At 73.5% G+C, this 19,794-nt stretch carries 17 protein-coding genes; 1 reads left to right on the forward strand and 16 read right to left on the reverse strand.

What is annotated here, in order from left to right; genetic code table 11:
* The 14 genes from ACFV9H_RS20015 to ACFV9H_RS20080 form a co-directional block, all read right to left on the reverse strand.
* Positions 1 to 1,298 (reverse strand): homocysteine S-methyltransferase family protein (locus ACFV9H_RS20015; RefSeq protein WP_385399846.1); only part of this gene is annotated, 1,298 nt, incomplete at its 3' end.
* Positions 1,295 to 2,287 (reverse strand): carbohydrate kinase family protein, encoded by a 993-nt coding sequence (locus tag ACFV9H_RS20020; protein ID WP_385399849.1) that lies wholly within the window; start codon positions 2,285 to 2,287, stop codon positions 1,295 to 1,297. The genes ACFV9H_RS20020 and ACFV9H_RS20015, both read right to left, overlap by 4 nt.
* A gap of 108 nt (positions 2,288 to 2,395) precedes the next feature.
* Positions 2,396 to 3,604 carry a methionine adenosyltransferase gene (metK, locus tag ACFV9H_RS20025; RefSeq protein ID WP_385399851.1) on the reverse strand — a complete coding sequence of 403 codons (1,209 nt, stop codon included), beginning with the start codon at positions 3,602 to 3,604 and terminating at the stop codon, positions 2,396 to 2,398.
* Position 3,605: 1 nt separating this feature from the next.
* The gene (locus ACFV9H_RS20030; RefSeq protein ID WP_385399853.1) at positions 3,606 to 5,525 is read right to left on the reverse strand and encodes a condensation domain-containing protein; all 1,920 of its coding nucleotides are present in this window, start codon (positions 5,523 to 5,525) and stop codon (positions 3,606 to 3,608) included.
* A 91-nt stretch (positions 5,526 to 5,616) separates the two neighbouring features.
* Positions 5,617 to 6,513 (reverse strand): 4'-phosphopantetheinyl transferase family protein, encoded by an 897-nt coding sequence (locus ACFV9H_RS20035; protein WP_385399856.1) that lies wholly within the window; start codon positions 6,511 to 6,513, stop codon positions 5,617 to 5,619.
* Complete coding sequence (locus ACFV9H_RS20040; RefSeq protein WP_385399859.1) at positions 6,510 to 8,294, reverse strand: acyl-CoA dehydrogenase; 1,785 nt, start codon at positions 8,292 to 8,294, stop codon at positions 6,510 to 6,512. Before ACFV9H_RS20040 ends, ACFV9H_RS20035 begins: the two co-directional genes overlap by 4 nt.
* Before the next feature lie 21 nt (positions 8,295 to 8,315).
* On the reverse strand, positions 8,316 to 9,230 hold the full coding sequence (locus ACFV9H_RS20045; protein ID WP_385399862.1) for an aromatase/cyclase: 915 nt from the start codon (positions 9,228 to 9,230) through the stop codon (positions 8,316 to 8,318).
* A gap of 193 nt (positions 9,231 to 9,423) precedes the next feature.
* Positions 9,424 to 9,696 (reverse strand): acyl carrier protein, encoded by a 273-nt coding sequence (locus tag ACFV9H_RS20050; RefSeq protein WP_385399864.1) that lies wholly within the window; start codon positions 9,694 to 9,696, stop codon positions 9,424 to 9,426.
* A gap of 39 nt (positions 9,697 to 9,735) precedes the next feature.
* Positions 9,736 to 10,965 carry a ketosynthase chain-length factor gene (locus tag ACFV9H_RS20055; RefSeq protein WP_385399867.1) on the reverse strand — a complete coding sequence of 410 codons (1,230 nt, stop codon included), beginning with the start codon at positions 10,963 to 10,965 and terminating at the stop codon, positions 9,736 to 9,738.
* Positions 10,962 to 12,230, reverse strand: coding sequence for a beta-ketoacyl-[acyl-carrier-protein] synthase family protein (locus tag ACFV9H_RS20060; RefSeq protein WP_385399869.1), 1,269 nt, complete (start codon positions 12,228 to 12,230; stop codon positions 10,962 to 10,964). Before ACFV9H_RS20060 ends, ACFV9H_RS20055 begins: the two co-directional genes overlap by 4 nt.
* A gap of 102 nt (positions 12,231 to 12,332) precedes the next feature.
* A complete protein-coding gene (locus ACFV9H_RS20065; RefSeq protein ID WP_385399871.1) occupies positions 12,333 to 13,289 on the reverse strand; it encodes an aromatase/cyclase in 957 nt (318 codons plus the stop codon).
* Positions 13,289 to 14,092: an SDR family NAD(P)-dependent oxidoreductase gene (locus ACFV9H_RS20070; RefSeq protein WP_385399873.1), complete on the reverse strand. Its 804-nt coding sequence runs from the start codon at positions 14,090 to 14,092 to the stop codon at positions 13,289 to 13,291. Before ACFV9H_RS20070 ends, ACFV9H_RS20065 begins: the two co-directional genes overlap by 1 nt.
* Positions 14,089 to 15,783 (reverse strand): FAD-dependent oxidoreductase, encoded by a 1,695-nt coding sequence (locus tag ACFV9H_RS20075; protein ID WP_385399876.1) that lies wholly within the window; start codon positions 15,781 to 15,783, stop codon positions 14,089 to 14,091. The genes ACFV9H_RS20070 and ACFV9H_RS20075 overlap by 4 nt, the downstream gene beginning before the upstream one ends.
* 36 nt (positions 15,784 to 15,819) lie before the next feature.
* Positions 15,820 to 17,379 carry a class I adenylate-forming enzyme family protein gene (locus ACFV9H_RS20080; RefSeq protein WP_385399879.1) on the reverse strand — a complete coding sequence of 520 codons (1,560 nt, stop codon included), beginning with the start codon at positions 17,377 to 17,379 and terminating at the stop codon, positions 15,820 to 15,822.
* A gap of 97 nt (positions 17,380 to 17,476) precedes the next feature.
* Between ACFV9H_RS20080 and ACFV9H_RS20085 the strand changes: the two genes are divergently transcribed.
* On the forward strand, positions 17,477 to 17,944 hold the full coding sequence (locus ACFV9H_RS20085; protein ID WP_385399882.1) for a nuclear transport factor 2 family protein: 468 nt from the start codon (positions 17,477 to 17,479) through the stop codon (positions 17,942 to 17,944).
* 102 nt (positions 17,945 to 18,046) lie between these two features.
* On the opposite strand, the gene ACFV9H_RS20090 is transcribed toward ACFV9H_RS20085, so the two are convergent.
* A complete protein-coding gene (locus tag ACFV9H_RS20090) occupies positions 18,047 to 18,832 on the reverse strand; it encodes an ABC transporter permease (RefSeq protein WP_385399885.1) in 786 nt (261 codons plus the stop codon).
* Positions 18,829 to 19,785 (reverse strand): ATP-binding cassette domain-containing protein, encoded by a 957-nt coding sequence (locus tag ACFV9H_RS20095; protein ID WP_385399888.1) that lies wholly within the window; start codon positions 19,783 to 19,785, stop codon positions 18,829 to 18,831. Before ACFV9H_RS20095 ends, ACFV9H_RS20090 begins: the two co-directional genes overlap by 4 nt.
* Positions 19,786 to 19,794: the final 9 nt, after the last annotated feature.

Below are 19,794 nucleotides of genomic sequence, written 5' to 3' on the forward strand. Positions count from 1 at the left end.
ATGACCGCACGCCCGCCGAGCTTCTCCAGACCCGCCTGGATCACGGGAACCTCGGTCGAGTCCAGAACGATCGGCAGGGTGGAGGCGGTGGCGAAACGGCCGGCGAGCTCCTCCATGTCCGCGACGCCGTCGCGCCCCACGTAGTCCACGCACAGGTCGAGCATGTGCGCGCCCTCACGGATCTGGTCCCGCGCCATCTCCACACAGTCGTCCCAGCGGGCCTCCAACATCGCCTCACGGAACTTCTTCGACCCGTTCGCGTTCGTCCGCTCACCGATCGCCATGTACGACGTGTCCTGCCGGAACGGCACCGTCTGATACAGCGAAGCAGCGCCCGGCTCCGGCTGCGGGGTCCGCGCGGTGATCTCCGCACCCCGCACCCGCTCGACGACCTGCCGCAGGTGCTCCGGCGTCGTACCGCAGCAGCCGCCCACCAGCGACAGCCCGTACTCGCGGACGAAGTTCTCCTGGGCGTCGGCCATCTCGGAGGCGGACAGCGGGTAGTGCGCCCCGTCCTTGGTCAGCACCGGCAGGCCGGCGTTGGGCATGCAGGAGATCGGGATGCGCGCGTTGCGGGCGAGGTAGCGCAGGTGCTCACTCATCTCCGCCGGACCGGTCGCACAGTTCAGACCGATCATGTCGATGCCCAGCGGCTCCAGCGCCGTCAGCGCCGCACCGATCTCCGACCCCAGCAGCATCGTGCCCGTCGTCTCCACCGTCACCGAGCAGATCAGCGGGACGGACACGCCCAGCGCCTCCATGGCCCGCCGCGCGCCGATGATCGACGACTTGGTCTGCAGCAGGTCCTGCGTGGTCTCCACGAGGAGCGCGTCGGCGCCGCCGGTGAGCAGACCCTCCGCGTTGACCTGGTAGGCATCGCGGATCTGGCCGTACGTGATGTGGCCCAGCGTCGGCAGCTTCGTCCCCGGCCCCATCGAGCCCAGCACCCAGCGCTGCTGCCCGCTCGAAGCGGTGAACTCGTCGGCGACCTCACGGGCGATGCGCGCGCCCGCCTCGGACAGCTCGAAGTTGCGGTCCGCGATGTCGTACTCGGCCAGCGCCGCGTAGTTCGCACCGAAGGTGTTCGACTCGACGCAGTCCACACCCACCGAGAAGTACGCCTCGTGGACCGTCCGCACGATGTCCGGACGCGTGACGTTCAGGACCTCGTTGCAACCCTCCAGCTGCTGGAAGTCCTCCATCGAGGGGTCCTGCGCCTGGAGCATCGTCCCCATGGCCCCGTCGGCGACGACCACACGCGTGGCGAGTGCCTCTCGGAGGGCATCGGCCCGGTTCACGAGTCCCCTCCCTCGGGGCCCAGTACGGCTTCCAGCCGGCGCTCGGCGCCCGGCCCGTACACCGCGCGTACCGTGCGCAGCAGCTCGGCGGGCCGGGCTTCGTACGACTGGGAGCCGACGGCGCGGAGGACCAGTGCCGCCATCGCGCAGCCGAGTTGGGCTGCCGCCTCCAGCGGCAGGCCCTTGCTGACCGCGGCGAGGAAGCCGGAGCGGAAGGCGTCTCCGACGCCGGTCGGGTCCTCGGCGGGTACGTCCGGGACGGCTTCGACGATGAGGGCCGGGGCCCCCTGGCGTTCGATGCGCACGCCCTTCGAGCCGAGGGTGGTGACCCAGGTGTGGACCCGGGCGAGCACGTCCTCGGCGCTCCATTCGGCGCGCTCGCGCAGCAGCGCCGACTCGTACTCGTTCGTGAACAGCCAGCGGGCTCCGTCGACCAGGGTCCGTACCTCGTCCCCGGAGAGCCGGGCCAGTTGCTGGGAGGGGTCGGCGGCGAAGGGGATGCCCAGTTCGCGGCACTCCTTGGTATGGCGGAGCATCGCGGCCGGGTCGTTGGGCGATACGAGGACCAGGTCCAGGGGGCCGCCGGTGGCGACGAGTCCGCGCAGGTCGATCTCGGCGGCCTCCGCCATCGCGCCCGCGTAGAAGGAGGCGATCTGGTTGGAGTCCTGGTCGGTCATGCACATGAAGCGGGCGGTCTGGTGCCCGGCGGAGACGTGCACTCCGCCGGTGTCCACACCGTGTTCCTTGAGCCAGACCTCGTACTCGCCGAAGTCGGGGCCGACGGCCCCGACGAGCAGGGGGTCGAGCCCCAGCACGCCGAGGCCGTAGGCGATGTTGGCCGCCACCCCGCCCCGCCGGACCTCCAGGGAGTCGACGAGGAAGGACAGCGAGACGTGTTCCAGCTGGTCGGGGAGGAGCTGGTCGACGAACCGGCCCGGAAAGGCCATGAGGTGATCCGTGGCGATGGATCCTGTCACCGCAATACGCACGTGGTCTCCTGGGGCGGGGTTGGGCCGGGCTCTCGCTGTCGGCGGGGTGGGGCGGGGGCGGGCGGGGCAGGGGTGGGGGGAAGGGGAGCCGTGGGGGGAGGGGAGCCGTCAGCGGGTGGCGGCGGCCTTGAGGGCCTCGGCCCGGTCGGTGCGCTCCCAGGTGAAGTCCGGCAGCTCGCGGCCGAAGTGGCCGTAGGCGGCGGTCTGGGCGTAGATCGGGCGGAGCAGGTCGAGGTCGCGGATGATCGCGGCCGGGCGCAGGTCGAAGACCTCGGCGATCGCGTCCTGGATCTTGGCGATCTCGGTCTTCTCCGTGCCGAAGGTCTCGACGAAGAGGCCGACGGGCTCGGCCTTGCCGATGGCGTACGCGACCTGGACCTCGCAGCGCGAGGCGAGGCCGGCGGCGACCACGTTCTTCGCGACCCAGCGCATCGCGTACGCGGCGGAGCGGTCGACCTTCGACGGGTCCTTGCCGGAGAAGGCGCCGCCGCCGTGGCGGGCCATGCCGCCGTAGGTGTCGATGATGATCTTGCGGCCGGTGAGGCCGGCGTCGCCCATCGGGCCGCCGATCTCGAAGCGGCCGGTCGGGTTGACGAGCAGGCGGTAGCCCTCGGTCTGGAGCTTGATGCCGTCCTTCGCCAGTTGGGCCAGTACGTGCTCGACCACGTGTTCCTGGATGTCGGGGGCCAGCAGCCCCTCCAGGTCGATGTCGGAGGCGTGCTGCGAGGAGACGACCACGGTGTCCAGGCGGACCGCCGCGTCGCCGTCGTACTCGATGGTGACCTGGGTCTTTCCGTCCGGGCGCAGGTACGGCAGCGTGCCGTTCTTGCGGACCTCGGACAGCCGGCGGGAGAGCCGGTGCGCCAGGTGGATGGGGAGCGGCATGAGCTCGGGGGTCTCGTCGGTGGCGTAGCCGAACATCAGGCCCTGGTCGCCGGCGCCCTGCTTGTCGAGCTCGTCCTCCTCGCCCTCGACCCGGTTCTCGTAGGCGGTGTCGACGCCCTGCGCGATGTCCGGGGACTGTGCGCCGATGGAGACGGACACGCCGCAGGAGGCGCCGTCGAAGCCCTTGACGGACGAGTCGTAGCCGATCTCCAGGATCTTGTCGCGGACGAGCTTCGCGATCGGCGCGTAGGCCTTCGTCGTCACCTCGCCCGCGATGTGCACGAGACCGGTGGTGATGAGGGTCTCCACGGCGACGCGCGAGGTGGGGTCCTCGGTGAGGAGCGCGTCGAGGATCGTGTCGCTGATCTGGTCGGCGATCTTGTCGGGGTGGCCCTCGGTCACGGACTCCGAGGTGAACAGACGGCGGGACATGTCACTCCTGATGGTTTGGGACGGAGGGGACTGAGGGGGCAGAGGGAGCTGTTGAGCCGGGTGGGACCGAGGAGGCGGACGTGAAACGCGGGCTCCGCACGGCTGCCGCCAGCGCGCGGGCCAGTGTCCGCAGCGGGCGGGGCCCGCCGTCCGCGGCGCCGGCGATGGCGACCGGCGGCGGGCGCCAGCCGTGTGCGGCGACCCGCTCGGCGGCCTGCCGGGCGGCATCGCCCGCACCGGAGAAGCCGCCGAGGAGCACCGGTTCGCCCCGGGTGAGCGCGGGCCGAAGGGCCCGCAGGCAGCGGGTCGGGTCCTGCCCGTCGGGGAGGCTGGCCACGGTGGCGAGGGCCTGCGGGCCGTCGTAGAGCGCGGGGAGCCCGTCGTAGCAGCCGGGCGGCGAACCCGGTGGCGGCAGCAGGCAGATCGTGCCCGCCCCGGGACGGGCGGCCGCCCGCAGGATGCGCGCCGGAGCGGGCGGCCCGGGCCGCACCCGCGGTACGGGCACGCCGTCGAGCAGCTCCAGGACCCCGGCCACGTCCAGGGCCGCCGGCCCCTCGGGCAGGGTGCTCAGCAGCAGGGCGGCCTGGGCGAGCAGCGCGGCCGCGTCGGCGTCCTCGAACCGGGCGCGGTCGTGCCCGCCGGTCAGCACCAGTCCGCCTTCGGGGTCGTGGTGGGCGACGAGGGCGAACGGCACCGCGGCGTGCCCCTCGATCACCTCGGGCGCGTCCACCCGTACGCCCTCTTCGGCGAGTTCGTCGGCGACCGTGCCGAGGACGGCGTCGTTCGCGGTCCCCGGCTCGAAGACGACGAGCGACTCGACGACGGGCGGCGTCGCGTCCGCCGTGCCGTCGCGGTGGCCCGCCCACTCCTCGATCTGGCCGGCCGACACCCATTCGTACGCCGCGCGGTCCAGGGCGTGTCCGCTCAGCTCCTCCAGCAGTAGCGCCACCGGCATCGAGGCCCGTACGCGCACCGACAGCGGGAGGGAGCTGCGCAGGGTGCCGGAGAGCAACTCGGCGCCGGCGAGGGCGATGCCCCGGCCGGAGACGGCCGCGGAGAAGGCGACGGGCACCGGGTCCGCGAGTTCCGCGGCAGCGGCGGCCCGGTACAGGAGCAGCGCCCACACCGCGTGCAGGGCGGTCGACTCGGTCGCCCCGTGGCCCGCCGCCCAGGCCCGCAGCCGCGCGGCCTCCGGCGGCGTGAGCCGCTCCCGGCTCCACCCGTGGCCGGACCGGACCACGGCAGGTTCAGCGGGCACGACGGGCTCGGCGGGGAGGGCGGGCAGGGTGACCGCCTCGGGCGGCGGTGCGGCCCGCGACCAGAACTCCCGCGCGGCCGAGGTGTCCTGCCGGGACAGCCAGTGCGCGTGGTCGCGCACGTCGGGCCGGCGCTCGCCGCCCAGCGGCCGGCCGTCGGCGAGGTAGGCGCGCAGGAACGCCCTCAGCAGGCCGCGCATGCTGCGCCCGTCGAGGAAGGCGTGGTGGTAGGTGAACAGGATCCGCGTGGCCCCGGGCGGCGCGCCCTCCTCGCCCAGCAGGATGCGCAGCTGCCCCGGCCGGCTCAGGTCGAACGCGCGCAGCCGCTCGCCCCGGACCAGGGCGTACCAGTCGGCGCCGCCCGGCTCCTGGTGCGCGATCCGCGGCTCCACCCGGGGATGGACGGCCATCGTGGGCAGCTCTCCCGCGGGTTCGGCGAGCGCGGTGCGCAGGGCGGCGTCCGCGTCGTGGAGGGTCTGCCAGGCCGCGTCGAACCGCGCCGTGTCCAGCGGCCCTTGCCACCGCACCACCAGCTGCCCGGCGTGGATTCCGGCGCCCGGGCGCTCCAGCGTGTCGAGCAGCAGGTCCCGTTGGAGGGCCGAGGCTGGTACGGGCCGCGGGCGCGGGCCGGTGCCCGTACGGAAGCTTTGGCGGGCCGCGCTCATCGCGTTCCTTCCTCCTCTCTCTCCTGTGGGTTCCTGATCGGGGTTCTCGCGTGGGTCGGGGGTCGCGGGTCGGGGGTCGGGGGTCTCGGCTTCAGCCGGCTTCGAGTTCGGCCTCCACGGCTCCCATGAATCCCTCGTCGAACATCGTGTCGACGGCCGTGTCGCGGGCGGTGTCGAGCCCTGTGTCGGACCAGGCGGCGCTGAGCAGGTACCGCCCCAGCACCCGGTGCGTGGCGAACCACCAGGAGCCGGCGCCGGCCGCCGGACTTCCGTCGGGTCCGAGGAACGCGCCGTCGGCCAGGCCGAAGCCGAACTCCGTGAATCCCAGCCTCAGTCCCTGTCCCAGCGCCTTGGTGTAGGCCTCCTTGAGGGTCCACAGCCGCAGCATCTCGGCGGCCTGCCGGTCCGGGGTCATCCGGTCGAGCTCGACGGACTCGGCGGGGATGCACACGCGGTCCTTCAGCAGTTCGTAGGACATCCGGCGGCCGGCCGGTTCCACGTCCACGCCGATCCGGCCGATCCGGCTGATCCCGACGGCGATCAGGTCCTCGGTGTGGCTGAGGCTGAGGTCGATCTGGCTCATGCCGCGGATGTAGGGACGTCCACCGATCCGGTACGAGAGGTCGAGCGCGGCCGGCTCGGTCCGCAGCGCGGCGGCCGCCGTGTACTTGACGACCATGCGCGAGGTGACGAAGCGGTAGCGGACCGCCGCGTCGGGGGTGCGCCGGTAGCGCTGCCAGTCCCGGCCGAGCAGCGGGCGCAGCGAGGCGTCGGCGAGCGCGGCGGTCAGCCACTCCCCCCACGTCGCGTACACGACGACGCTGCCGCGCAGCTCCAGCCCCGCGGACACCTCTTCCCAGGGCCCGTCGGGGCCGGTGACGTGGACGGGCGGCGCCGCCGCCGGGTGTGTGGAGGACGGGTGTGTGGAGGATGGGTGTGTGGAGGACGGGTTCGTCGGGGCCGACGGTGCCGGGGCGGCCGGGTTCATCGGGTGAGCTCCGTCCCGGCCAGGTCGTAGCTGCGGCCCGTGCGGTGCCGGCGGATCAGCTCGTCGAGCACCTGGGCGAGGCAGCCTTCGGGCAGGTCGGGGACGGCGATGCCGAGGCGGCTGCCGATCCGGGTGAGGGCGAGCACGGCCCAGGCGGGGTCGGCGAGGAAGGCGTCCGTGCCGTCCTGCGCCTCCCAGACGCCGAGTACCGCGGCGGCCGCCAGGATCAGCGCGTACCGGTCGGCGAGTACCGCCACCCCGGGACCGGCCAGCGTGGCCCGGCCCGCGGGCAGGGCCGCGCACCGGGTGCGCAGCTCGCGCAGCTCGCCCACGAATCCGTCGGCGAGTTCGGCGAGGGCCGCCATCTGGCCGCCGAGCCTCAGGGCCGTGCCGAGTCGGTCGGCCGCGCCGACGAGCGTGGCCGCGAGGAAGTCGTCGCCCCCGGCGATGCCCAGCTGCCGGTAGTCCAGGTCGGGCAGCCGGGCCCCGTCGCCGAAGAGGCCGGGGGGCGGCTCGGGCATGCGGAACCAGGAGCGCTCGGCCAGGCCGCGCAGCTGGGGCACGATGACGGCCTGGCAGGCGGCGGTCCCGGCGTGGCCGAGGCCGGCCACCGGCAGGTCGCGGACCAGCTTGTCCAGGGCTCCGTACTGGGCGTCGCCGCGCACGTAGCCGTGGCCGCCGAGTACGCCGGCCAGCTCCTCCAGGTTCTCCCGGATCAGGTCCGGTACGACGTACTTGACGGCCGCGGCCAGCACGTTGACGTGCGCCGGCAGCAGGCTCAGGGCGCGCAGGGACACGGTGGCCATGCTGTCGGCGGCCAGCAGGTCGGCGAAGACCCCGGCGAGCGGCTTGTGCCGGCGCCGGGCCAGGGGGGCGGTGCGGCCCTCGGTGACGGCGCGTACGGCGGAGTGCAGGACGGTGTCCGCCGCGGCCACGGCGACGGCGGGGATCAGGCACCGGTTGACCTGGAAGGTGCGCAGGGCCAGGGCCACGCCCTGGCCCTCCTGCCCGACCAGGGTGTGCCCCGGCAGCGGGAAGCCGCTGAACTCCAGCCCGGAGAAGAGGCCTCCGCGCATGCCGTGCGTGGCGACGCGCGGCAGATGGGCGAGTCGGCCGCTCGCGCGGGCGCCCGCGATCGCGTCGGCGTCGAGCAGGAAGACCGAGTGGCTGCGGGGGCCGCGGGCCGGGGCGGTGCGGGCGTAGACCACGTACGCCTCGGACCGGGCGGCGTTGAGGATGACGTCCTTGCTGCCGCTGAGCCGGTAGCCGCCCGCTGGCTCCGGCTCGGCGGTGAACTCGTCGCGCAGGATGCCGTTGGCGTGGGCGAGCTCGTGGTGCACGATCGACGCCCGGCCGCCGCCCACCAGCAGCCCCGCGAGCTCGGCGCGCTGCTCGGGGGTGCCCTCGGCCCAGACCGCGGCGGAGGCGAACAGCGAGGTGATGCCGTACCCGAAGCCGAGGGCCACGTCCCGCCGGAACACGGGCCGCAGCACCTGCGCCAGCAGGTCGGCGCGGGTGAGCCGGCCGCCCTCCCCGGCGGGCACGAACTCGGCTCCGAGCCCGGCCGAGGCGAGCAGCTCCTCGGTCGCGGCCGGAGGTTGGCACCGGGCGTCGGCTCCGGCGAGGGCGGCGATGCCGTGCCGGTTGGCGGGGTCGTGCGGGTCTCCGAGGAGCGATTCGAGGCGGGCGGCGCGGGCGGCCGCCTCGGGTGCGCCCAGCCGCGGCCGGGCCGCCGCGGGTTGGCCGGCAGGCAGGCCGACGGGGGCCAGGGAGGTCGTCATGTGCGGTGCTCAACTCCCTGGTCAGAGACTGCGGACAGCGGATTCCGCGTGCTGTGCGGCGACGGCGAGGGTGGCCGTGCTGTCGCGGCCGAGCGTCTGGCGTACGTACGCCCGCGCGTCGGCGAGGTCCGCGTCGGGGCCGAACACCATTTCGATGGCCTCCTCGCGCAGCAGGACGCTGTGCCGGGAGACGGCGGTGACGCCGGTCTCGTCGGGGAACAGCGACCACTCGCCGGTGTGGGCGGCGAACAGCGGGGTGGCCGGGGTCTCCTTGTAGACGAGCCGGTAGGCGGCCGGGAAGCAGATCCGTACGGCTTCGGTGGTCTGCCGGGAGCCTTCGGCGCCCAGGGTCTCCGTGCTGACGTGCTGGATGCCGGGGGCGTCCTCGGTGACCTCGGCGCGGGTGACGTGCGACAGGTGCGCGGGCCAGGCGTCGACCCGGTACAGGAAGTCGTAGACGAGCTCCGGCGGCGCCTGGACCTTGATCTTGTCCTCGAAGGTGAGGACCAGTTCGTCGAGGCGCGTCCAGCGCTCGGCGGTCTCCTTGATGCGGTCGAGTTCGGCGCGGCTGTTGGTGTCGGTGGCGAGCCCCACCCAGGCGGCGTCGTCGGGGCGGCCCGGCGCCACGGTGAAGTCGTGGTCGAGGGTGAGCCGGGAGCGGTTCGCGCCGAGTTCCTCCACGGTCCAGCGGCCGCCCATGCTCAGCGCCGGCGCCGCGGGGGTCTCCTGGCGGAACTCGACGCGGCGGGCGACGGGGTCCATGGCCCGGCGGGAGAACCAGGACTTCACCTGACCGTTGGCGGTGACCCACATCTGGAACCGGTCCTCGGTCCCGTCGAAGTCGAGCCGCTCGACGTGCACGCTGGGCGGCATGAGCAGGGGCCACTGGGTGGTGTCGGCGATCAGGCCGTACACCACGCCCGCGGGTGCGTCCATGTCCACCGTGTAAGCCCTGTGATGTGTCCGCTCGAGTGACATCGGTCCACCTCTCTCGCCCTAGGGTCACGAATGTGCCCGAGCCCGCCGGAAGGTGGCTGGAAGGCCGCTAGAGGACCGTTCGGGGAGTAATCGACGGGCTTCCCGCGCCTCCCCGATGTCAGGTGCCCGGTGCCCGGTGCCCGGTGCCCGGTCAGACCGTCGCGCGCTGGGCGGCCATCGCCCGGTTGACCATGTCGAGGTAGCGGCGCGGCGTGTACGCCTCGTCGAGCTCCTCCTCGTCGAGCACCACGGCGTGGTCGCGCTCGACCCGGCCGGTGGTCTCCAGCATCGCCAGCGAGTCGTAGCCGAGGTCCCCGAAGCTCCTGTCGAGGATGTCCCCGTCGAGGTCGGTCCCCTCGGCCTCGCCCGCGCATTCGCGCAGCAGCCTGACCAGGTCCGCCAGTTCGAACCGCTCCTGTCCCATGAATCTGCCTCTCTTCCGTGCTCCGTTGTGTCTGTCGTGTCAGGCGGCGCGGACGACGGCCGCCGCGTTGAAGCCGCCCCGGCCCCGGGCCAGCACCAGGGCCGTGCGCAGCGCGGGCCCGGTGCGCGGGGCGCCGGTGACCAGGTCCACGGGGCAGTCGGCGGCGGGGCGCACGGTGCCGGTGGTCGGCGGGATCACCTGGTCGCGCAGGGCGAGCAGGGCCGCCGCCAGGTCGAGGGCGGCGCCGCCCGCGGAGAGCCGTCCGGCCATGCTCTTGGGCGCGGTGACGGGGACCCCGTACGGGCCGAAGACGGCGGCGAGTGCCGCGGCCTCGGCCCGGTCGGCGCCCCGCTCGCCGGCGGCGTCCGCGAAGACCAGGTCGACGTCGGCCGGTTCGATCCCGGCGTCGGCGAGCGCGAGCCGCGCGGCGTCCGCCAACCGCGGCTCCTGCGGGGAGGCGTCGAAGGTGGCCGCGTGCCCGGCCAGGCTGCCGTACACGCGGGCGCCGCGGGCGGCCGCGCTGCCGGCCTCCTCCATGACGAGCAGCGCTCCGCCCTCGCCGACCACATGGCCGGAGGCGTCCTCGTCGAAGGGCAGGTAGGCCCGGGCGGGGTCGGCGACGGTGCTCATGGAGCCGCCCGCGAGGTGCGCGGCCCAGCCCCAGGGGCACAGGGCGGAGTCGAGGCCGCCGGTCACCACGAGCCGGGCGCCCTTGCGGAGCTGGCGGCGGGCGTGCGCCACCGCGTCGAGGCCGCCGGCTTGTTCGGAGACGACCACGCCGGAGGCTCCGCGCAGGCCGTGCTTGATGGAGATCTGGCCGCTGTTGACGGCGTAGAACCAGGCGAAGGACTGGTACGCGCTGACGTGTTGCGGGCCCTGGCTCCACAGGGCCTGGAGCTCGCGGTGGCCGAACTCGAAGCCGCCGGAGGAGTTCGCGGTGACCACGCCCGCCGCGTACGGGGGCAGTTCGGCGATGTCGGCCCCGGAGTCGTCGATGGCCTCCTGGGCTGCGGCCAGCGACAGCCGGGTCACCCGGTCGGTCTGCGGCAGCAGCCGGCTGGAGACGTGGTCCTCGTCGACGAAGCCGGGCACCTCCCCGGCGAGGCGCACCGGGTACGGGGAGGCGTCGAAGCGGGTGACCGGGCCGATGCCGCTCTCGCCGCGCAGGACGGCGGCCCACCAGGCCTCGGTGCCCAGCCCGCCCGGGGCCGCGATCCCGATCCCGGTGAAGACGGCGGTGGTCGCGGGGGCCGCGAGGACGGTGTTCATACGGCTGCTGCCTTCAGGCTCGGGCGGGTCAGGATCATGGCGCTCTGGAAGCCGCCGAAGCCGCTGCCGACGGTGAGGACGGTGTCCGTGCGCTGCTCGCGGGCGGTGAGCGGGGTGTAGTCGAGGTCGCAGGCCGGGTCGGGCTCGTGCAGGTTGGCGGTCGGCGGTACGACGCCGTGCTCGATGGTGAGCGCGCAGGCGGCCACCTCCAGGGCGCCGACCGCGCCGAGGGAGTGCCCGATCATCGACTTGATCGAGCTGACCGGTACCTGGCGGGCGCGCTCGCCGAGGCTGCGCTTGAAGGCGTCGGTCTCGTGCCGGTCGTTCTGCTTGGTGCCGGAGCCGTGCGCGTTGATGTAGTCCACGGCGCCGGCGTCGAGGCGTGCCTCGTCGAGCGCGGCGCGGATGGCCTCGGCCATCTCCGTGCCCTCGGGGCGCAGTCCGGTCATGTGGTACGCGTTGCTGCGCGAGGCGAAACCGGCGATCTCGGCGTAGACGTGCGCACCGCGCCGCCGGGCGTGCTCCAGTTCCTCGATGACCAGGACGGCCGCGCCCTCGCCCAGTACGAAGCCGTTGCGGGTGCGGTCGAAGGGCCGCGAGGCGCCGGCCGGGTCGTCGTTGCGCGGGGTGGTCGCCTTGATCGCGTCGAAGCAGGCCAGGCTGATGGGCGAGATCGGGGCCTCGGCGGCGCCGGTGACCATCACGTCGGCGCTGCCTTCGCGGACCAGGTCGACGGCGTGCCCGATGGCGTCCAGGCCGGAGGTACAGCCGGTGGACACCAGGGAGACCGGACCCTGGGCGCCGGCGGTGCGGGCGACCTCGGCCGCCATGGAGGAGGGCACGAAGTAGTCGTAGAGCTGTTCGGCGGCCCGGTCGTGGTCCACCAGCCACCGTCCGCCGCGGTCGCTGACGTGCGCGTACTCGCGTTCCAGGCCGGTGGTGCAGCCGAGCGCGCTGCCGAGGGTGACCCCGCACCTGGTGGGGTCGAGCGATCCTTCCAGCCCGGCGTCGGCGAGTGCCTCGCGGGCGCTGACGAGGGCGAACTGCGCGGCCCGGTCGAGCCGTTCGACCTCCGGCGGCCCGAACCCGTGCTGCACCGGGTCGAAGTCGGCCTCGGCGGCGACCTGCGAGCGGTAGGGGGCGGGGTCGAGGAGGGTGATGGTGCGGGTGGCCGTGCGCCCGGAGGTCAGCAGGGACCAGAACTCCTTGGTACCGGGCTTGCCCGGGGCGACGACCCCGATGCCGGTGACGACCACGCGTCTCATCGCCTTGCCCCCCACGGGTTGGTTGCCGGTGCCGGTCTTCGAGCGTCGACGACCGCGCTGGAGGACGGCTGGAGCGGCCGTCCCCCTGCGGCAACAGATCCGCTAGCGGGTTTCGGCGTACCGCTTGGCGAAGGTGAGCGTGGCGGTGCTGTTGCGTCCCAGTGCCGTACGGAGGTACGCGCGCGCCGAGCGCAGGTCGGCGTCCTCCCCGAGCACGGCGGTGATGGCGTCCTCGCGCAGGACCACGCTGTGTTGGGCGGTGGCGGTGGTGCCGTGCGCGTCTGCGGTCACCGTCCAGGAGCCGGTGTGGGCTTCCATCAGGGCCGGGGTGCGGGTCTGCTTGTAGACGATGCGGCGGGCCTCGGGGAAGCAGACGCGTACCGAATCGGTGGTGTGCGAGGCCCCGTCCGCCGTCAGCGTGTCCATCGACATCACCTGCACCGGCCCCTCTTCCGTCACCTCCAGGCGGGAGACGTGCGGGAGCAGCTTCGGCCAGTCGGCGACCTTCTCCAGGAAGGTGTAGACGGCGTCGGGCGGCGCCGCCACGTGGACGGTGTCCTCGAAGGACATCACGAGGGCGTCCAGCCGCCCCCAGCGTTCCCCGAGCCGGGCGATGTTGCCCAGTTCGGCGCGGCTGTTGGTGTCGGTGGCCCGGTTGACCCAGGCCACGTCCTCGGCCCGGTCGCCGGCCACGGAGAACTCGTGCAGCAGGGTCAGCCGGGAGCGTTCGGCGCCCAGCGACTCCACGGCCCAGGTGCCGGTCATCGCGGACAGCGGGGCCGCGGGCACCTCCTGGCGGAACTCGATCCGGCGGGCGGCCGCGTCGAGCCGGCGGCGGGAGGTCCAGGACGTGGCGCGGCCGTTGGCCGTGGCCCACACCGCCAGGTGCTCGTGCACCCCGTCGAATGCGAGCCGCTCCACGTGGACGTTGGGCGGGAAGTACAGGGGCCATTTGGCGGCGTCCGCGATCAGCCCGTAGACCACGCCCGCGGGGGCGGCGACCTCGATCGTGTGGGAGGTGTGGTGGAGGCGCCCGGCCTCGGGTGCGGAGGTGGTCATCAGAAGTTCCCCAGACCGCCGCAGACGTTCAGCGCCTGGGCCGTGATCGATGCCGCGAGCGGCGTGGTCAGGTAGCCCACCAGGGCGGCGACTTCCTCGGGCGTCGAGTAGCGGCCCAGCGGGATCTTCGCCTCGAACTCCTCCAGGACCTCCTCCTCGGTCTTGTTCCAGACGCCCGCGTACCCGGCGCGCACCCGGGCGGCCATCGGCGTCTCGACGTATCCCGGGCAGACCGCGTTGACGGTGGTCCCGGTCGTCGCGAGCTCCTTGCCGAGGGACTTGGTGAAGCCGATGACGGCGTGCTTGGAGGCCGTGTAGGGGGCGGCGAGCACCACGCCCTGCTTGCCGGCGGTGGAGGCGATGTTGATGACGCGGCCGTAGGGGCCGGTGCCGAGGCCACCGCTGCGCAGCGCCTCGCGGGTCACCAGGAACACGCTGTTGAGGTTGGTGTCGATGACGTCGTGCCACAGCTCGTCGGTGAGTTCGGCGGTGCGGCCGCCGCCGCTGCGCCCGGCGTTGTTGACGAGGACGCTGATGGGGCCGAAGGTTTCGACGGCGGCCGCGACCAGCGCGATGACGTCCTTCTTGACGCGGACGTCGCCAGCCCCGCCCTCCACCTCCAGGCCCTCGGCCCGCAGGTCCTCGACGGTCTGCTTGACGGCCGCCCGGTCGCGGGCGCAGATGAACACCCGGTGCCCGCGCCGGCCCAGGTCCCGGGCCACGGCCAGGCCGATTCCGCTGGTCGCGCCCGTGACCAGGGCCACGGGGGCGGGGGGCACCGCCTCGTCAGTCGTCGCCGTCATCGTCGTCCCTCCAGGACTCGGGTGGTTGTCTCGACCGTGTCCGCAGCCGCTGGGGACCGGTTCGAGGAGTGGTGGAGGAGCACTGGACCGAGCACGGCCAGGGCCTGCGCCAGCCGCCGCGTGGTGAGTCGGGGGCCGCTCGCCGCCAGGTAGCCGTCGGGGCGGATCAGCGTCCAGCCGCCGGAGGCGAGGCCGAGCGCGTCGCGGAGCGCTCCGTCCGGGTCGGGCAGCGGTCCGGGCGCGCTGCCCGCGGGCGCTCCGACGGCCCGGACCGAGAGCCAGTGCGCGGCCGCGGCGGCGGCGCCCTCGGCGGTCGCGCTCGCCTCGTCTCCGTCGGGCGCGTACAGCAGCGTCCAGCGGGTGTCGCGGAGTTCGGCGTGCAGGGCGGTGGCCGTCGGGCCTGCGGGCAGGGCGGCCGCGATGGCGGCGGCGCGCGATCCGGCGGGCGCCCGCAGCCCGCCGTCGGCGCCGGTCAGCGGGGAGTCGGGGTAGCCGAGGAGGAGCCCGGACATGCCGCCGAGCACCTTGCGCTGGATGGCGCGGCGCAGCGGGGGTGCGCCGCGTACGACGGAGAAGACGACCGGGAGCATCACGCCCGCGAGGTTGTTCTTGAGCTGGACGAGGAAGGTCGCCTGCTTGGTGGAGCCGAGCAGCCTGCGGCCGACGGGGACCCGCTCCTGCGTGTAGGTGGCGAGCAGGTCCCGCCCGGCCTGGCCGTGCGCGGTCATGGAGAGCTTCCAGGCGAGGTTGTACGCCTCCTGGATGCCGGTGTTCATGCCCTGGCCGGAGGCGGGGCTGTGCACGTGCGCCGCGTCGCCCGCCACGAAGACGCGGCCTTCGTGCATGCGGGGCACCATGCGCTGTTGGAAGGTGAAGACGGAGGTCCATTCGGGCCGGCCGACGCGGACCTCGCGGCCGAGTCCGGCGCTGAGGCGGGCGGAGAAGCGTTCGGCGCTCTCCCGGTCGTGGGCGGCGCCGGTGGTGCCGGGGCGGGCGGTGGGGGCCGTGTCGAGCAGCCGCCAGTGGCCGTCCCGCTGGTAGGGCACCATCATCAGGGCCTGGCCACCGGTGTGGACCCAGTAGATGGTGTCGGGCGGCAGGTCTAAGTCGACGGGGGCGTCTGCCAGTTCCCAGGTTTCGCTGGACTCGCCGATCAGCTCCAGTCCGAGTTCCTTGCGCACGGTGCTGTGGCCACCGTCGCAGCCGACCAGCCAGCCGGCCGCGTACTCCTCGATGCGGCCGCCGGCATGCTCCAGGCGGGCCCGTACGCCGTGCTCGTCCTGGTCGAGGCCGGTCAGCCGGACGCCCCATTCGGGGGTGACGCCGAGCCGTCCGCAGGCCTCGCGCAGCAGTTGCTCGGTGCGGGTCTGCTCGATGACGACGGTGTACGGGAAGCGGGTGGGCATCGAGGAGTAGTCGGCTTCGAGGCGCACCAGGCGCCGCCCGCCGGCGTACATGGTGAACGCCTTGTTGTGCCGGCCGCTCGCGAGGACGGGCTCGGCCACGCCCATCTGGTCGAAGGTCTCCAGGGTGCGCGGGTGGACGGCGACCGCCCGGCTGGTGCGGGCCGGTCCGGGCGCGGCGTCGACGAGCCGTACGCGGATGCCCCGACGGGCCAGTTCGTGGGCGGCGGTCAGGCCGACGGGCCCCGCTCCCACGACGAGCACCGAGGTCTGGTCGGACGTCACCATGGCGGTCACCTTCTCTCTGCGGTCGGGGCGCGCGATTCAGGCAGCGGCTTCGACGGCCGCGCGGCCTTGCAGGGCCTGGCGCAGTCCGCGCCGCTCGGGCTTGCCCACGGGCGTGCGGGGCACGGCGTCGACGACCTCGACGCGGCGGATCCGCTCGAAGCGGGCCAGGCGCCGGTTGGCTCCGTCGACGATCGAGTCGAGGGTGTCGAGGAGGCGGGGTGCGTACGGTTCGCGCAGCACGATCCCGGCCCAGGTGACGGCGCCGTGGACGGGGTCGGGCCAGGCCGTGACCACGCAGTCGGCCACCCGCGGGTCCTCGGCGAGGACGCTCTCGACGGCGGTGGGCGAGACGAGTTCGTTGTCGTACTTGAAGACGTCCCCGATCCGGTCCACGAGGAACAGCTCGCCGTCCGCGTCGAGGTAGCCGATGTCGCCGGTGGACAGCCAGCCCTCGGCGTCGATCCCGGAGTCCTCGGAAGGATCCAGGTAGCCGGCCATCAGCTGGGGCCCGCGCACCTGGACCTCGCCGGTGGCGTACGCGCCCAACGGCAGCCGCTCGTCCAGGTGCACGACGCGGCATTCGGTGCCGGGCACGGCCCGGCCGACGCTGCCGGCGGGCCCGCCGGCGGCGTCGGGGCTCTGGCAGTGCGAGAGCGGGGACAGTTCGGCCATCCCGTAGCCCTGGATGACGGGCACTCCGAGCCGTTCTGCGAGCGCACCGGCCGTGGCGGGTGCGAGCGCGGTACCGCCGGACAGGACCGCCGTCAGTGCGGGCCCGGCGGGTACGCCCTCGGTACGGGGCCCGGCCTGGGCGAGCTGCCCGGCCAGCCGGTGCAGCCGGGCGGGCAGGCCGTAGTAGTGGGTGGCGCCGGTGCGGGCGGCCAGGGCGAGGGAGGCCAGCGGGTCGGGGTCGGCGCACAGTACCTGGGCGGCGCCCGCGAACACGGCGGAGTTCAGGTGCATGGTGTGGAAGAGCGGCAGGTGGTTGAGGGTGACGGAGCCGCGGTCCAGCCGGTGGGCGGCCGCGGTCTGCGCGGCGTTCGCCACCAGGTTGCGGTGGGTGAGCCGGACTCCGCGGGGCCGTCCCGTCGTGCCGGTGGTGAACTGGATGCAGGCGTCCGCGTCGAGGTCGGTCGCCGCGAGGCCGTCGGGCAGCGTGCCGACCGGCTCGGCACAGGCCTGATCGAGTACGACCACCGCGCGCAGCGCCGGCAGTCGGTCGCGCAGCCCCGCGAGCAGTTCGGCGGTCGCGGCGGGCACGAAGGCGACCTCGACCGCGGCCGCCGTGAACACGTGCAGCAGCCCCGCCTCCTTGATCAGCGGGTTGACGAGGACGGCCGTGTTGCCACTGCGCACGGCGCCGTAGTAGGCGGCGGGGAACTCCCGGCCGAGCGTGTTGCCCACCCCGATCCGCGCCCCCGGACCGCCGGCCAGCCGCGCGGCGCACGCGGCGAACCGGTCGGCGAGCGCGTCGAGTTCGGCGAAGGTGGTTGCCCCTGCGCCGGTACGCAGGGCGCAGCCGTCCGGATCCCGCTCGGCGGCGCGGCGCAGCAGGCCGTCGAGAGGCAGCTGCGGGTACGTGATGGAGCTCGGCACGGCACGGCCCTCCTCGTCGGACGTGCCCCCACCCTCGGCCGGGGTGCTTGAGAAGGATTCGAAGCGGGCTCGATGTGTGGTGCAGAAGCTGTGCGGCATGACACCGACCACGACGATCGACGCAATGGACCGGTCCGCGCGCGAACAGGCTGAGTTCGGTGCGTTGTACGCCGAGATCCAGCAGTTCTACGCGCACCAGATGCAGCTCTTCGATTCGTTCCGGGCCGAGTCGTGGGCCGCGACGTTCACCGAGGAGGCCGTCTTCGACGTCCCGACGCTGCCGGAGCCGGTACGCGGCCGGACCGCCCTGGCCGCATGCGTACGCCACAACGAGGAACTGGCGCAGCGCACCGGCGAGCGCCTGCGCCACTGGCTCGGCATGCTCGACGTACAGCCGCGCCCCGACGGCACGGTGCGGGTCCGCGCCTACGCGCTGGTGTACATGACCCCGCCGGACGGCATCCCCAAGGTGCACCGGGTGTGCGTCATGCGGGACACCCTGGTCCGCTGCCGCGGCCGCTGGCGCACGGCCCACCGCGTGGTCTCCCGGGACGATCTGCCGTAGCCGTAGCCGGGAACGCCGACAGGGCGGCGTACTCCGACGCGCTGTCGGGGTGACGCCGCCCTGGGGCGGGACGAGTTGCGGGAGGCGGCCCGCTCATGGCGCCTACTTCGGGTCGCGCTTGAACGAAGCGGTCGACCAGCGGTAGCCGAGCGCGGCCAGGCCGATGGACCAGGCGACCGCGAGCCACCCGTTGTGGCCGATCTCGGTGCCGAGCAGCAGGCCGCGCAGGGTCTCGATGGCCGGGGTGAACGGCTGGTACTCGGCGATCGGCTGGAACCAGCCCGGCATCGAGTCGATCGGGGTGAACGCGCTGGAGATGAGGGGCAGGAGGATCAGCGGCATGGCGCTGTTGCTGGCGGCCTCGGCGTTCGGGCTGACCATGCCCATCCCGACGGCGATCCAGGTGAGCGCCAGGGCGTAGAGCGCGACCAGACCGAAGGCACCCAGCCATTCCAGGACGGTGGCATCGGTGGAGCGGAAGCCGATGGCGACGGCGACGGCGCCGACGAGGACGACGCTGGCGATCGACTGGAGGACGCTGCCGATGACGTGTCCGATGAGCACGGAGCTCCGGTGGATCGCCATCGTGCGGAAGCGGGCGATGATGCCCTCGGACATGTCGGTGGAGACGGACACCGCGGCCCCGATGACGGTGCTGCCGACGGTCATCAGCAGGATTCCCGGGACGACGTAGGCGATGTAGTCGGAGCGGTCGCCGCCGCCGATGCCGCCGCTCATCGCGCCGCCGAAGATGTAGACGAAGAGCAGCAGCAGCATGACCGGGGTCATCAGCAGGTTCAGCGTGAGGGACGGATAGCGGCGCGCGTGCAGGAGGTTGCGGCGCAGCATCGTGGACGAGTCGCGCACGGCGAGGGAGAAGGAGCTCATCGGAGGGCCTCCTTGGCCTGGTGGGGAACGCCGGCGCCGCCGGTCAGGGCGAAGAACACGTCGTCGAGGTCGGGGGTGTGCACGGTCAGCTCGTCGGCTTCGATGCCGACGGAGTCCAGCCGGTCGAGGATGGAGCGCAGCTCGCGCTGGCTGCCGTCGCTGGGGATCTGCAGGGACAGTGCCTCGTCGTCCCGGCTGACCTCGCGCAGGGCGCGGGCGGCGCTCTGGTACGCGGCCGGGTCGGAGAAGCGCAGTCGCACGTGGCCGCCGGGGATGAGCCGCTTGAGCTGCTCGGCGGTGCCTTCCGCGGCGATCTTGCCGTCGTTGAGCACGGCGATGCGGTCGGCGAGTTCGTCGGCCTCCTCCAGGTACTGGGTGGTGAGGAAGACGGTGACGCCGCCCGTGACCAGGTCGCGGATGATCTGCCACATGTTGTGGCGGGAGCGCGGGTCGAGACCGGTGGTCGGCTCGTCGAGGAAGATGATCCGCGGGTCGCCGACCAGCGTCATGGCGATGTCCAGGCGGCGTTTCATGCCGCCGGAGTAGGTGGAGGCGGGCTTTTTCGCCGCCTCGACCAGGTCGAACCGCTCCAGCAGTTCGGCGGCGACCCGTCGCCCCTCGCGCTTGGACAGGTGGTGCAGGTCCGCCATGAGGAGCATGTTCTCCTCACCGGTGATCAGACCGTCGACGGCGGAGAACTGCCCGGTGACACCGATCGCGGCGCGTACCGCCTGCGGGGCGGCGGCGGGGTCGTGGCCCGCGACGCGGATCTCGCCGGCGTCCGCGGAGATGAGGGTGGAGAGGATCTTCACGGCGGTGGTCTTGCCGGCGCCGTTCGGGCCGAGCAGGGAGAAGATCGTGCCTTCGGGGACGGCCAGGTCGACGCCGTCGAGGACGGTCTTGTCTCCGTAGGACTTGCGCAGCCCGTTCGCCGCGATGGCCAGGTTGGTCATGAGAGGTGC

It is taken from the genome of Streptomyces sp. NPDC059874 (genome assembly GCF_042731135.1).
Lineage (GTDB): Bacteria > Actinomycetota > Actinomycetes > Streptomycetales > Streptomycetaceae > Streptomyces.

Bases quoted from the DNA above. Each gene is read 5' to 3' on its own strand.
- metK (WP_385399851.1), bottom strand. From the start codon at position 3,604: ATGTCCCGCCGTCTGTTCACCTCGGAGTCCGTGACCGAGGGCCACCCC.
- ACFV9H_RS20030 (WP_385399853.1), bottom strand. From the start codon at position 5,525: ATGAGCGCGGCCCGCCAAAGCTTCCGTACGGGCACCGGCCCGCGCCCG.
- ACFV9H_RS20035 (WP_385399856.1), bottom strand. From the start codon at position 6,513: ATGAACCCGGCCGCCCCGGCACCGTCGGCCCCGACGAACCCGTCCTCC.
- ACFV9H_RS20040 (WP_385399859.1), bottom strand. From the start codon at position 8,294: ATGACGACCTCCCTGGCCCCCGTCGGCCTGCCTGCCGGCCAACCCGCG.
- ACFV9H_RS20045 (WP_385399862.1), bottom strand. From the start codon at position 9,230: ATGGACGCACCCGCGGGCGTGGTGTACGGCCTGATCGCCGACACCACC.
- ACFV9H_RS20050 (WP_385399864.1), bottom strand. From the start codon at position 9,696: ATGGGACAGGAGCGGTTCGAACTGGCGGACCTGGTCAGGCTGCTGCGC.
- ACFV9H_RS20055 (WP_385399867.1), bottom strand. From the start codon at position 10,965: ATGAACACCGTCCTCGCGGCCCCCGCGACCACCGCCGTCTTCACCGGG.
- ACFV9H_RS20060 (WP_385399869.1), bottom strand. From the start codon at position 12,230: ATGAGACGCGTGGTCGTCACCGGCATCGGGGTCGTCGCCCCGGGCAAG.
- ACFV9H_RS20065 (WP_385399871.1), bottom strand. From the start codon at position 13,289: ATGACCACCTCCGCACCCGAGGCCGGGCGCCTCCACCACACCTCCCAC.
- ACFV9H_RS20070 (WP_385399873.1), bottom strand. From the start codon at position 14,092: ATGACGGCGACGACTGACGAGGCGGTGCCCCCCGCCCCCGTGGCCCTG.
- ACFV9H_RS20075 (WP_385399876.1), bottom strand. From the start codon at position 15,783: ATGGTGACGTCCGACCAGACCTCGGTGCTCGTCGTGGGAGCGGGGCCC.
- ACFV9H_RS20085 (WP_385399882.1), top strand. From the start codon at position 17,477: ATGACACCGACCACGACGATCGACGCAATGGACCGGTCCGCGCGCGAA.
- ACFV9H_RS20090 (WP_385399885.1), bottom strand. From the start codon at position 18,832: ATGAGCTCCTTCTCCCTCGCCGTGCGCGACTCGTCCACGATGCTGCGC.
- ACFV9H_RS20095 (WP_385399888.1), bottom strand. From the start codon at position 19,785: ATGACCAACCTGGCCATCGCGGCGAACGGGCTGCGCAAGTCCTACGGA.